General features: G+C 42.5%; 12 protein-coding genes. 5 read left to right on the top strand and 7 right to left on the bottom strand.

Annotated features, from left to right (window positions below; genetic code table 11):
• Nucleotides 1-45: 45 nt before the first annotated feature.
• The 6 genes from FO440_RS03420 to FO440_RS03395 all read right to left on the bottom strand — a co-directional run bounded on the left by FO440_RS03420 (nt 46) and on the right by FO440_RS03395 (nt 5,169).
• Entirely contained in the window at nt 46-1,104 is a 1,059-nt protein-coding gene (locus FO440_RS03420) for a glycoside hydrolase family 43 protein (RefSeq protein WP_246104166.1), read from the bottom strand.
• A gap of 112 nt (nt 1,105-1,216) precedes the next feature.
• Complete coding sequence (locus FO440_RS03415) at nt 1,217-1,693, bottom strand: hypothetical protein (protein WP_144246821.1); 477 nt, start codon at nt 1,691-1,693, stop codon at nt 1,217-1,219.
• Nucleotides 1,694-1,840: 147 nt separating this feature from the next.
• Nucleotides 1,841-2,863, bottom strand: a complete 1,023-nt coding sequence (locus FO440_RS03410; protein ID WP_144246820.1) for a hypothetical protein — start codon at nt 2,861-2,863, stop codon at nt 1,841-1,843.
• A 28-nt stretch (nt 2,864-2,891) separates the two neighbouring features.
• Nucleotides 2,892-3,380, bottom strand: coding sequence for a hypothetical protein (locus tag FO440_RS03405; RefSeq protein ID WP_144246819.1), 489 nt, complete (start codon nt 3,378-3,380; stop codon nt 2,892-2,894).
• 57 nt (nt 3,381-3,437) lie between these two features.
• On the bottom strand, nt 3,438-4,526 hold the full coding sequence (locus tag FO440_RS03400; RefSeq protein WP_144246818.1) for a hypothetical protein: 1,089 nt from the start codon (nt 4,524-4,526) through the stop codon (nt 3,438-3,440).
• Nucleotides 4,527-4,551: 25 nt separating this feature from the next.
• Nucleotides 4,552-5,169, bottom strand: coding sequence for a porin family protein (locus FO440_RS03395; protein WP_144246817.1), 618 nt, complete (start codon nt 5,167-5,169; stop codon nt 4,552-4,554).
• 245 nt (nt 5,170-5,414) lie between these two features.
• Here FO440_RS03395 and FO440_RS03390 point away from each other — a divergent pair, with 245 nt between their 5' ends.
• The 5 genes from FO440_RS03390 to FO440_RS03370 all read left to right on the top strand — a co-directional run bounded on the left by FO440_RS03390 (nt 5,415) and on the right by FO440_RS03370 (nt 11,497).
• A complete protein-coding gene (locus FO440_RS03390) occupies nt 5,415-6,473 on the top strand; it encodes a sensor histidine kinase (protein ID WP_144246816.1) in 1,059 nt (352 codons plus the stop codon).
• Nucleotides 6,463-7,176: a LytR/AlgR family response regulator transcription factor gene (locus FO440_RS03385; protein WP_144246815.1), complete on the top strand. Its 714-nt coding sequence runs from the start codon at nt 6,463-6,465 to the stop codon at nt 7,174-7,176. The genes FO440_RS03390 and FO440_RS03385 overlap by 11 nt, the downstream gene beginning before the upstream one ends.
• Before the next feature lie 125 nt (nt 7,177-7,301).
• Nucleotides 7,302-8,114 carry a phytanoyl-CoA dioxygenase family protein gene (locus FO440_RS03380; protein WP_144246814.1) on the top strand — a complete coding sequence of 271 codons (813 nt, stop codon included), beginning with the start codon at nt 7,302-7,304 and terminating at the stop codon, nt 8,112-8,114.
• 37 nt (nt 8,115-8,151) lie between these two features.
• On the top strand, nt 8,152-10,653 hold the full coding sequence (locus FO440_RS03375; protein ID WP_144246813.1) for an alpha-L-rhamnosidase-related protein: 2,502 nt from the start codon (nt 8,152-8,154) through the stop codon (nt 10,651-10,653).
• Nucleotides 10,654-10,678: 25 nt separating this feature from the next.
• Nucleotides 10,679-11,497 carry a sugar phosphate isomerase/epimerase family protein gene (locus tag FO440_RS03370; RefSeq protein WP_144246812.1) on the top strand — a complete coding sequence of 273 codons (819 nt, stop codon included), beginning with the start codon at nt 10,679-10,681 and terminating at the stop codon, nt 11,495-11,497.
• Here FO440_RS03370 and FO440_RS03365 read toward each other — a convergent pair.
• Nucleotides 11,485-12,375, bottom strand: coding sequence for a helix-turn-helix domain-containing protein (locus FO440_RS03365; protein ID WP_144246811.1), 891 nt, complete (start codon nt 12,373-12,375; stop codon nt 11,485-11,487). The genes FO440_RS03370 and FO440_RS03365 overlap by 13 nt on opposite strands.
• Nucleotides 12,376-12,378: the final 3 nt, after the last annotated feature.

Genomic DNA, 12,378 nt, shown 5'->3' with positions numbered 1-12,378 from the left:
TATTGCTATATACCAAATAGTACAGGATGGCGAATAAGCTGGTTATTATTTGCTGTTCGGAAAAGCATTCTGCAAAGCCTTTGCTTCTGCAGATGTTAAGCGTGACAGGCTGCCGTGCCTTGCGTCGGGTGGCAGGGTTACGTCCTTTTCAATTGTCCAGTTAAATAGATCGGGCGATGATGAAATACCGTAATCATCGGCCATTGGGTAATCATAATACAACAGCCATCCCTTGGAGTTTACCGGATCGGCCATAACGCTTGGCCCTTCGGTAATTGTTGGTGCTATCTGCCCGTTGTTTAGTGGCCCCTGGTAAACAGTGTAGGGGCCTTCCAGGTTTTTAGATGTCGCTACCCTGATGCCCCGGCGTTCGCCGGTTTTTGCACCAAACTCTTCTTCTTTATGAAACAGGTAATAAACATTATTATGTTTTATTAATGTGCCATCTATTACAGAATATGGAGGCGCAAAAAGCACTTTGGCTGGTGTAAATGTTTTCCAGTCCTTTGTTTTACAATACCACAAGCGGCTTTCCTGCCAACCCTCGCTTTTAAAGGTAGACGACCAGAGTAAAGTGTATTCTTTAGTAGCATCGTCATAAAAATATTCGGGCGCCCAGATATTTTTTACCATTGCGCCGGTACTGTCACGTACATCCTTCATCAGCGGCAGGTACTTTTCAAACTGCCAGTGGATCAGGTCTTTTGATGTGGCATAGATACAGCTTGGCCCAAACTGTTTATGGTCAGGAACGTCTTTGCCGCCACCTGTCGCTACCAATCGCCAGATCCCATCAGGTCCTTTATGGATAAACTGATCACGCATTTGCTGATTCCAAATGGGCTTATTGTCGTTTAATGGTGTCCAATGGCGGCCATCGGTTGATAAAGCGATATGCAGCTGCGCTACCAACATGGGGTTGGGTAGGGGCACCTCGATGGTCTTACCCTGCGCGTCAATCTCTATCCGTGTAGGGTAACGCTGACGGAAATAAGTGAGCATCCACATGTCCTTAGACTGTGCCATCGCCGTGTGCAAAGAAGTTATCAGCAAAACAGAAAACAGCAAAAGGGTTTTCCTTACAGATGGCGTGAATGCAGGCATATTTGTTTTTATAATAAATTGCGGCGATAATTTGAAATTATCAATGCCGCCAAAATAGGAAATAAATTTGTATCAGTGTTAGCTTCAATAACAGCAATGCCCGGCTTGATCTTTAATCACCAAGCAAGCATATAACCCAGTTCTGATACTTGTCAGCATCTTTTTGGCTTACATCATAATCTATACCTGCAATACCAAATTTGACTATTTTGTATTGTTTTAATCCGTCTAACTCCATTTTGTTTAGCTTTAATGTAGCGGTATACTGATGGGTATAAGAATCAAGGGCGGTAAATTCTGCCGGCAGGATCTCATCCATTATAAAATCGCCTTTGTCTAATTCAATATATATGCCTTTTGCTTTATAATTTACGTTTTGGCTTTGTCCATAAGCTTCTACCTGGTAAGTGGTGTCGGCCTTTGAGATTTTTTTATAAAATATCAAGCCTACATCTTTTGACGGCGACCTGAACTCAGTTGTGCCTTGCACCGGGTTTACGTGTTTTTTAATTTTGCTGCAATCTGTGTTTTGAGCGTTTGAACAATAGGCTGTAAAAAGTAATGCTGCGATAATGGTAAGTTTTTTCATAATAGGTTTTTTAGGTTGTCATAAAATTATGAATTAGTTGTTAAAATCATAGCATTTAAATTAATCTTCTCAGAATAGCGCAAGGGCCATACTAAAAAGTACGGCCCCATTGCATTCTATTAACTGATCTATTATTAACTAGTCATCCTATTTTACAAATACAGAAATCGCGGCCGCTTCTGTAGTGCCGGTTGTCAGCGCGTTTGAAGCGCCATTTTTCCAGTACATGGCAGTGGTATTTACATCACCTGACTCCTGGAAACCTACAGTATATACTGCACCGTTCAAAACAAATACTCCGCCTAAACCGGTAGCTTTTGTATTGTTTGTCAATGTGGTAGGTACACCATTTTTCCAGATCTTGGCAATGCTGTTATAAACGTCTGATGGCCCAAAAGGCGTATCACTGCTTTCGGTGCCAGATACATAAACATCTGTGCCGGATACAAACACAGAAGACGCGCTGGCGGTGTACAAACCACTGGTTAAGGCATTAGGTACACCATTTTTCCAAAGTGTAGCCACTTCATTGCCGTCATCATTTAAAATATCGCCTGCTACATAAACATCATTACCCGATACAACTACTGAATTTGCCTCTGCGGCAAAGGCACCGTTGGTAAGGTTAGTTGCCGTGCCGTTTTTCCAAAGTTTGGCAATTTTAGCTTCAAAACCCACAACATATACATCCGTTCCGCTAACAAATACCGAGCTGGCAGAAGCGTTTTGGGTGCCATCTGTAAGTGAGGTTGCCACGCCGTTTTTCCAGATCTTTGCTACAGTGTTGGTGGTGCTTAACGCCTCACTGCCCACAGCATAAACATCGCTGCCTAATATGTAGATAGAATTTACAACCGCGCTGTACTTACCATCGGTTAGTGATACAGGCACGGCATTTTTCCAGACTTTGGCGAAATTACCTTCAAATCCTCCTGTATAAACATCTGTACCGCTCACAAATACTGATGAAAGGCCGGCCGGCTGTTTGCCATCTGTATATGCAATAGGTACACCGTTTTTCCATAGTTTGGCTACGTTGCCATCAACACCGGCTACATAAACATTTACAGCCTGGTTGTCTACAGTATTGGGTGATACCGCTTTGTTTTTTGAACACGATGCTATAACCGCAAAGGCCAAAACAGCGATTAATAATTTTAACTTATTCATATAGGGTTATTTTATAAAAAGTAAAAATTTATATACTTGGCGCAGTATCAGTAAATGAAAACTGCGCGGTAGTACTTATCCCGGTGCCCACGTCTGTAATGGTGCCTGTCAGGTTATGCCCGGCAACCGCGCCTACCAGTGTATAAGTTAAAGCCGGTGAACCGGTTGTCAGGTACCAGATCGCGGTAATTGTAGTAACACCGTTTATTTTAGTAACGGTATAAGTACCATCGATCTTTATTTTAGCGCTCGCGGTGTCTTTTGCGGCAATGCTTGTCCCTAAAGAATAATAATCGTTGGCATACTCTCTCATGGTACCATTATTCCTTAATAAAATTGCATTCCCGGGGCCTATGATGGTGTTTGGAGATCCAAGGATACTACCATAATAAAAATTACCGATAGTGGTTGCAGTATCAATAACAGCAGGAGCGATAGCTTTCTTTTTAGAGCACGATGTAAGGACAAATAAAGCTGCTATTGGCAGTATGAACAGTAAGTTTTTAATTGTTTTCATTTTAAAATGCCTGTTGAGTTTAGTTTAAAAATTGCATTTACTTTCGACTGATGCTACTTATTGATACTTTACCTGGTTTACCACAAACACCGAGTTAGCAGTGCTTGACGTCGTTCCGTCAGTTAAAGCAGTAGCTACACCGTTCTTCCAGATCTTTGCCACAGTTTTGTTACCGTTAGTGTCATAACCAGCTATGTATACATCTGATCCGAAAACAAAAACCGAGTTAGCCGAGGCATAATTGCTCCCGTCGGTAAGGGCTGATACGGTACCATTTTTCCATAATTTCGCTGCCGGTTTATTATTAGCATTATATTCATAGCCAGCAGCATATACATCGTTGCCGGAAACAAACAGATCAAAAACCCCTGAATCATAAGTGCCATTGGTTAGCGGTGTCGAAACACCATTTTTCCATATTTTGGCCGTGTTGATATTCCCATATTTTTCAGAACCGGCAGCATAAACTACACCGCCCGAAACAAAAACACTGGTAGCCAAAGAACTCACCCCGTCGACGTTAAAATTAGTGGACGTGCCATTTTTCCATAATTTGGCTATGGTTCTGTCCACACTAAAACCATAACCCGCAACGTACACATCCGTACCTGATACGTACACAGCGTTTGCAGCGCCAAACTGGATCCCGTCTGTTATGGTAACGGCAACGCCATTTTTCCACAGTTTTGCCGCAAGGACATTACTGCTGGTGCTGTTCTGTTCATATCCGGCTGCATATATATCATTGCCTACACAAAAGATCCTGTTTACTGAAGCATTTTTTGTTCCGTCTGTCAGCAGTATCTCCGTACCGTTTTTCCAGATCACGGCCATTTGCTGGCCGGTTTTTGACAGGTCGCCGCCCACATATACGTCTGACCCTACAACTGCAACAGAATTAGCATGAGCGTACTCTGTTGCCGGGTCAGTAGGCTTGGTTGCCACGCCATTTTTCCAAACCGTAGCCACGTCAATGATCCCGATTGCCTGGTATCCGGCAACATATACATCCTGCGTGCCGGTAGTTGTAGTGGTTGTTTTTGTAGTGTCAGTAACAGTGGTTTTTGCCGGGCCGTTGTCTTTTTTAGAGCAAGAAGCAAAAGCGGTAAAAGCGGCCAATACAGCAAGTAACTTTAATGTTTTCATAAACCGGATCTTATATGCTTAATGATTATAATTTTGGCAGCTTGTAGGTTAGGCCCGCGCTCAATACTCTTGATTTTATCCCGACATTATTGCCAACAACCTCTTTGTTGAAATTAGTAAGGCCGCGCATGTAACGTATACTAAGGCCGAAACCTTTAAGGGCCGATGTCTCCTTGAAATCATAACCGAAGCCACCGCCGGCGCTTACATCAGTTCCTTTGTAGTATTGTTTGGTATCCATGTACGGATCGCCGCCATCCTGCTCTTTTGCAGATAGTAGTAAGCCAAATTGCGGTCCTGCCTCAATGTATCCGCCAAAACCAAATTTGTAAGACACCAAAACAGGAATGGTCAGAAACGAATGCCTGATATGATAAATATCTTCTGTTGAAAGGTCCCTGTAGTTAGCACCCTCGCCTGAGTAGTTTACACCTAGCTGGATGCCCAGCCCGCTGAAGTTATATTGGCCAAACAGGCCGGCATAAGGCCTGGCTAAAAAAACATGATACAGGTCAGGAACAGGCTCGGTAGCGAAGTTTGCACCGGCCCGCGCGCCAACGGTAAATTGGGCGTGGGCCGTTTTAGCAGCAAACATTGATGTGCATATCAATAATGCAATAAGGATAGGTCTGAGTTTTTTCATGATCTTAATTTTTAATGGTTTGTTTTAAATAATTAATTGTTTATATGTTATCAGCAAGTTTTGCAGGGTGCTGAAAACAATAATTTTTTGTTTTCTTCTTCTAAAATAGAGTTGCGCGGCACGCGATTTTTTTAGATTATACAAGAGGAGTTATAAACGTGACGAAGTGCCTGAAATACTTGACATCAGGAAATTGCAACTCGAGGATTAGATTGTAAATTGCCTTTATAAATTAACGCCGTTTGATGAGTATAAGCATTTCGCAATTTTTTAATCGATACAAGATCTTTTACATTATAGCATGGATGATAGTTTCATTCCTGATAATGTTTACCAGCTACGATTATAATACGCCCATATTTCCGCAATGGATAGGTTTTTTGGTATTAACAGGCCTGGCTATACCTGTATGTAATTATGCCGCTTATACGCTTACACCACACTATTTATATAAGCGCAGGATCTGGCGTTTTATACTTTATTTGTTTTTAGCCGCCGTAATAAATGCTTTACTAACCACGGTAATCGCGCTATATATTTATCACTTAATCAGTGGCCATCCTTTCTTCCGTTCGGCCTTTTACATTTTCGCATTACTGGTTGAAACCCTGCTTATCGATATCGTCCTGATCATAATAAGTTGTATAGTCAAAATAATAAGCGACCGCTTTTTTATGGAGCAGAAAATGCTGGAGATAGAAAAAGAAAAGGTAAGTACCGAACTTAATTTTTTACGCTCGCAGGTTAACCCGCACTTTTTGTTTAACATCATGAATACCATCTATTTCCAGATAGATAAAGAAAACACAGATGCCCGTTTAACTGTCGAAAAATTTTCTGAAATGCTGCGCTACCAGCTTTATGAGTGTACAGATGATAGGGTACAGATAGATAAGGAACTGCATTACATAGAAAATTACGTTGCTATACAAACGCTGCGTATGGAAAAAGATACCGATATCCAATTGCTGATAGATGAACAGATCAAGCCCTTTATGATAGCGCCGCTACTCATACTGCCAATTATTGAAAACAGCTTTAAGCATATATCCAACTATAAAGACCCAACAGCCAATAAAGTGTTCCTGGCAATAAAAGAAGACGGTAATCACACTTTTGTAGTTGAAGCCATTAATACCTATGACCAAACCAGCGGGCAGAAATATTTGATTGAATCTGGCGGATTAGGCATGAAAAACCTGAAAAGACGGCTTGAACTGATATATCCGGGCAAACATGAGTTGCTTGTAGATAAAAACGAGGATATTTATAAAACCACCCTTAAATTACAATATGATAATTAACTGTTTGGTAGTTGATGACGAGCCTATAGCGCGCAACGGGATGCTTGAATACATAGAGCAGATAGACTTTTTGCACCCGGTTGATGTTTGCAAAAACGCTATAGAGGCCAGCCTGGCTTTACAAAATAACCGGGTTGACCTGATATTTTTAGATATCCAGATGCCTAAAATTACAGGGGTTAGTTTTTTAAAAAACCTGGCCAATCCGCCATTGGTAATATTTACAACCGCTTTCCCTGAATATGCTATTGAAGGTTATACGCTTAATGTGTTGGATTACCTGCTAAAACCCATCAGCTTCGATCGGTTTTTTATGGCTGTGAATAAAGCGCAGGCGCAACTCAGTCTGAAACGAAAACAGGAAACCCCTGTTGTAGCAGGCTCTTATTTTTTCATCAAATCCAACCAAAAGCTTGAAAAAATAAATATCGATGAGATCCTTTATATCGAGGCCATGTCAAATTATGTGATCTTGTATACCAAAAGCAAAAAGCATATTGTTTACATGAGCTTTAAAAGTATTGAAAGCCAGTTGCCGCCCGACTCGTTTTTACGGATCCATAAATCATTTATAGTAGCAGTAAGCGCCATTTCCAGTATTGATAGTTATGAAGTATTGGTAGCTGATAAGATGCTGCCGATAAGCAAAAGCTACAGGAATGCAGTAATGGAACGGATAGAAAAAGACCTTTTTAAAAGATAGTTAGACAGATCTTCTGTTTGGTCATTGGTATTATATATCAAAAAGTACAAAAAATAGTTAAGCCTGTTATAACTGCTTAACGGTTTTACAGATAGCTTTGAAATATAAACCAAAGAAGACCCAAAATGAATAGTGATCTATCGCCGCAAGAAATTGCACAGTACCGCCGTGACGGATTTTTAGTAATTGAGAATTTTTTATCGCCCGATGAATTGGACTTTTGGCGCACCGCGCTGGATGAGGCCGTAAAGAAAAGGGGTGGCAACAAAATGCCTGACCGCAAAGAAGTTTATGGTAAAGGTGATGATAGTGATAAATCTTATTACGATAATGTTTTTGACCAACTCATCAACCTTTGGCAGGATAATGAAAAGATCAAACAGATCATGCTAGACGAACGCCTTGGTAAAATGGCTGCTGAACTGGCCGGTGTTGATGGCATCAGGATCTGGCATGACCAGGCGTTGATAAAAAAGCCGTGGGCAAACCCAACGTCATGGCATTTGGATACACCATACTGGTCGTTTAGCGACAGGAGGGCGATATCCATCTGGGTAGCGTTGGATGATGCTACTTATGAAAACGGCTGCCTGTTTTTTATCCCTGAATCTTATCAAAAAACCACGTTCGAAAATCCCGGGATCGGTAAAAATATGGGTGCGATATTCACCACTTACCCTGAATTTAAAACACATAAATCGATAGCTGCGCCTATGAAGGCGGGTAGCTGCTCGTTCCACAACGGGTTGACTATCCACGGTGCCCACGCGAATATGACACCGGGTTTCCGCAGGGCCATGACTTGCGCTTACATGCCCGATGGAAATACATTTAACGGTACACCCAATATTTTGTCGGAAGAGATATTGGCAAATCTAAAGGTTGGTGATCTGTTAAATGATGATGCGGTTACCCCGTTGATCTACAGTAAAAAATAATACCTAAATTCATTGTCGGTCAACCTTATTTATTGATATGCCTTTAATTAAGCTTCGGAATATTTTTACTTTTTTTTTTATCGGGACGATTTTTTGCGCGAAACCGGTACTGGCTGATGATATAAAGTATGATTTGCCGGCAAAGACAATTACCATCTCCGCGCCGGATAAAAATTTGTCCATCGTGATCGATTACTCGTCAGGATACCTGATCAAACAGTTAAATATTAAAGGGCAGAATGTTTTATCCCCTGCCGGGATTTACACCTGGATCAAAACCAAAGACGGCGCGTTTTTATCGAATGGCAAAGCAGCTGGTATCATATTGACAAAAGATAATGGGATAATCAAACTATCCGGCTTAAAATATGGCGATGGTGCAATTACCGTTGCTGAAACCTGGGAATTTAGGTTAACAGGCAGTAAGATCCACTGGAATATCATCCGCGATTACAGCAACACTACCAGCCTTGAAGAAATGGCTATGCCGCAATACAACTTCGCCAATTTATCCATATGGAAGGGCGGCATTTTAGATAATGGCGGGATGGTTTGGTGCAAATACCTTAAGCAGGTAAACGACACCTATGGGGTACATACAGGCGGCGTTACCTTCTGGAATGCCGAATCAGGCAATGCCCTGCGCATCAGTACCAAAACAGACAAGGGCTACAACATCGCCACAAAATACTCGCATAGCCCCAATAACGAGTTTACCTGCACGCAATATGTTACCGATAACCCCTTAGATCAGCGGTATAATTTAAGCCGCTTTGTATCGGGCAGGGCCGATGTATTTGCACCTTTTCAAATTAAAAAAGGTACGGTTAAACTGGAGGTTGACCTGGAATACATCGATTATTTTAAAACCTATTCGCGGGGCACTTTACCCGGAATAGACGCGGTGGCTGTACGCGAATTATTGAATACAACAGGAAGATACGGTGTGGTGGACAACAACATCATAGGCGCTAACGGCTGGGTATCTAACTGGAAATGCCTGCATGAGCCTTTTTTTGCCCAGATAGGGATGGCGGTTGACGATAAGAATTATACAAAAAATATGGCGTCAACGCTCGACCAGGAGCGTGATGAAGCGGTTTTGCCGAGCGGCCGTGTGTTATCACGCTGGCATAATGTGCCGGGTGATGAAATAGCCGGCACCTATAATGCCAAAACCGGGTATTATGAAGCCATGTGGGGTTATACCATTGATTCGCAGCCTGATTTTGTCATCAACACAAGCGAGCAGTTTGATCTGAGTGGCGACACCAAATGGCTGCGGGCGCATCAAACCACCTGCGAAAAAGCCCTCGGTTGGCTGATAAAACGTGATGCCAACCATAACGGCATCTTTGAAATGATGAATAACAACATTTCAGAAAAAAAAGCCAGCGACTGGCTGGACATTGTTTGGGCCAGCTATGAAAACTCGTTTGTTAACGCGCAGATGTATGAAGCGTTAACACTATGGGCAAACTGTGAAAAGGTATTGGGGGACAAGGAGAAATCAACCTACTACGCAGGCGTGGCCAAACGCCTGAAGGATGCCTTCAACAAGCCGATCGCCGAAGGCGGATTCTGGTCGCCCGAGAAAAAGCAATATGTTTACTGGCGCGATGATGATGGTTCTGTGCATGGCGATAACTTGGTTACGCCTGTGAACTTCGCGGCTATCGCGTTTGGGCTTTGCGATGATCAGCAACGTATAGCACAGATATTGGATCAGATAGAAGCAAGGGCAGTAAAAGAAAATTTGTTTCACTGGCCGCTTTGTTTTGATTCGTTTAAACAAGAAGAAGTATCGGGCGGCAACTGGCCGTTCCCAAGATATGAAAACGGCGATATTTTTCCAACCTGGGGTTATCTGGGTATCAGGGCTTATGCTAATTACGATAAAGGCGTTGCGCTTAAATACATCAATAACATTCTGAAGCAATACAAAAAGGACGGTTTATCGTCGCAGCGTTATGACCGCGTTACTCAAACCGGCCAGGGCGATGATATCTTAGCAGGCATATCAACCACCATAACTGCACTATACCGCGATATTTACGGTATCCGCCCAAAATGGAACCGGATGGGTATTGAGCCTAATCTATCGCCTTCATTAAACGGTGCAGCGTTTTCATACACACTTAGGGATACGGTATATCAGCTTAAATTAAGTGTAAATGATTATACCATGAGCACTTCGAGTTTTTCCATAAAAAGCAAAGAAGGTTTTGGTGCAAGTAAACACGCTGATGTGCTGACATTTTACCCGGGCAATAAAGACGATAAAGGGTTACAGGTAAATGCCGGACCAAAAAAACGGATACAAATGCAAATAAATTCATGGAAACCCAACGCATATTCATGGACAATGACATCTGCCGATAGTTACCAGTTTACCGTCAGCAGTTTGCAGCCTGGCATAAATTATAAGGTTGAGATCAATAATGTATCAAAAAACATAAAGTCTGACAGTGCAGGCAATCTTATCATAAAGCAGCAATGTGCCGCAATCACAAAATTTGTGGTAACAAAAAGCGCCTGACCATATTGTTCTAAATTCATTTTAAATGGATATAAAGATCCTTTGCCCCTTATGGGGCCATGAGCACCTTAAGCTGGAAACTTTTCTTGAAAAGATCAGGCCGGCTGGCTATGACGGTATTGATACCTGGATACCTACAGATAAAAATGACAAGAAGGTATTATTTGATTACTTGCAGCAGTACGGCTTTCATATCGTAACCCATCAGCACGCCGCACATGGCAATACGTTTGAGGAATTTAAACAATCATTTTTAGCCAATCTATATGAATGTGCAGAACCCGGCCCGCTGCTTATCAACTCGCATACCGGCAGGGATTATTTTTCGTTTCAGCAAAATCTTGAACTGATAGATATAGCGCAAGAGTTTACCGCAAAAACCGGGATCATTGTAGCGCACGAAACCCACCGCGGGCGGTTTGGGTATTGCCCCCAAATGATAGATGAATTTTTGGATATTAGAGAAGAACTTTTACTAACTGCCGACCTATCACACTGGGTTTGTGTTACTGAAAGCATGTTGGAGAACTTTACGGGTATTTTAAATAAAGCGATACCAAGAGCACGGCATATTCATGCCCGTGTTGGCTTTGAAGAAGGACCGCAGGTGGCAGACCCATCGGCACCCGAATGGAAATACGCGTTGGATCATTTCCTGGGATGGTGGGATAGGATAGTGGCACATAACAAGGAAATTAACCGGTCGGTTTTAACCATCACAACCGAATTTGGCCCGCCGCCTTATATGCCTGTGCTGCCGTTTACCGGCACACCCGCAGCCGATCAGTTCCAGGTAAATTGTTTTATGAAGGATTTGCTCAGGCAGCGTTATCAGATCTCTTGATTGGGGATCATTTTACGGAAAGTATTAGGCGAGATACCGTTTTTCTTTTTAAAAAGCTTAGAGAAGTAAAATACCGACTCGAACCCAGTCTGATCAGCGATCTCGCTAATGTTAAGTACCGTAGTGGCTAACAGGTTTTTAGCCCGTTCAAGACGGAGGTTGAGATGGTACTGATTAGGCGACTCGCCGGTGATGCGCTTAAACGCCTTTCTGAAAGCCGAATAACCCATAGGTAATTCGCGGGCGAGGTTCTCCATATCGAGGTTATCTTCAAAAGATTCCTGGATGATAAATTTTGCCTTCGAGATCAGTTTGCCAACCGGGTCATCATTGTATTCATGGTGTTCGGCAATATTGTTGATTAGGCCCAATATTTGTAAAGTTATCCCGGCAATTTGCTGCGGGTAGCCGGTTAATGAAGCTTGTACGGCGTTGATCAGTTCCCGGAAGAGTATGAGAATATCTTTATTCAATCCAAGATAAATAAACGGATGCTGGCGGTCAAAAAATCCGTGGTTCATTAGCTGCTCAACGTAATAGCCATTAAAGCCTACCCAGTATTCTTCCCAGCCTATTTTAGGGTTGGGTTTGTAGCGATGCAGCACACCCGGATAAAGAAAAAAACAGGTGCCTGCATTCAGCTCAAAGGGCTGGGTCAATGCCGAGGCATAAAGCCCTTTTCCCTTGGAGATAAAAACCACGTAATAGTCATTTAAAATGCGGCCCCTGTTCCAGGTTAAATGGTGGCTTTGCGGGTGTACCTGGTTGGGGTATTGGTCGTTCGGCTCAATTTTAGAATAGCCAACCGAGGTCACATACAGTCCCCAGCGTTCCTCGGTCGGTGTGATGTTTAAATATTTAAAGTAGTTGTTTAGCATTAA

The sequence above is a fragment of the Mucilaginibacter corticis genome, assembly GCF_007558865.1.
GTDB classification, from domain to species: Bacteria; Bacteroidota; Bacteroidia; order Sphingobacteriales; family Sphingobacteriaceae; genus Mucilaginibacter; species Mucilaginibacter corticis.
Note: the sequence above shows the minus strand (reverse complement) of the source record. Positions and strands in the feature narration are given on the sequence as shown.

Coding starts and splice junctions, on each gene's coding strand:
- FO440_RS03415 (WP_144246821.1), bottom strand. CDS start 1,693: ATGAAAAAACTTACCATTATCGCAGCATTACTTTTTACAGCCTATTGT.
- FO440_RS03390 (WP_144246816.1), top strand. CDS start 5,415: ATGAGTATAAGCATTTCGCAATTTTTTAATCGATACAAGATCTTTTAC.
- FO440_RS03395 (WP_144246817.1), bottom strand. CDS start 5,169: ATGAAAAAACTCAGACCTATCCTTATTGCATTATTGATATGCACATCA.
- FO440_RS03365 (WP_144246811.1), bottom strand. CDS start 12,375: ATGCTAAACAACTACTTTAAATATTTAAACATCACACCGACCGAGGAA.
- FO440_RS03385 (WP_144246815.1), top strand. CDS start 6,463: ATGATAATTAACTGTTTGGTAGTTGATGACGAGCCTATAGCGCGCAAC.
- FO440_RS03410 (WP_144246820.1), bottom strand. CDS start 2,863: ATGAATAAGTTAAAATTATTAATCGCTGTTTTGGCCTTTGCGGTTATA.
- FO440_RS03375 (WP_144246813.1), top strand. CDS start 8,152: ATGCCTTTAATTAAGCTTCGGAATATTTTTACTTTTTTTTTTATCGGG.
- FO440_RS03380 (WP_144246814.1), top strand. CDS start 7,302: ATGAATAGTGATCTATCGCCGCAAGAAATTGCACAGTACCGCCGTGAC.
- FO440_RS03405 (WP_144246819.1), bottom strand. CDS start 3,380: ATGAAAACAATTAAAAACTTACTGTTCATACTGCCAATAGCAGCTTTA.
- FO440_RS03400 (WP_144246818.1), bottom strand. CDS start 4,526: ATGAAAACATTAAAGTTACTTGCTGTATTGGCCGCTTTTACCGCTTTT.
- FO440_RS03370 (WP_144246812.1), top strand. CDS start 10,679: ATGGATATAAAGATCCTTTGCCCCTTATGGGGCCATGAGCACCTTAAG.
- FO440_RS03420 (WP_246104166.1), bottom strand. CDS start 1,104: ATGCCTGCATTCACGCCATCTGTAAGGAAAACCCTTTTGCTGTTTTCT.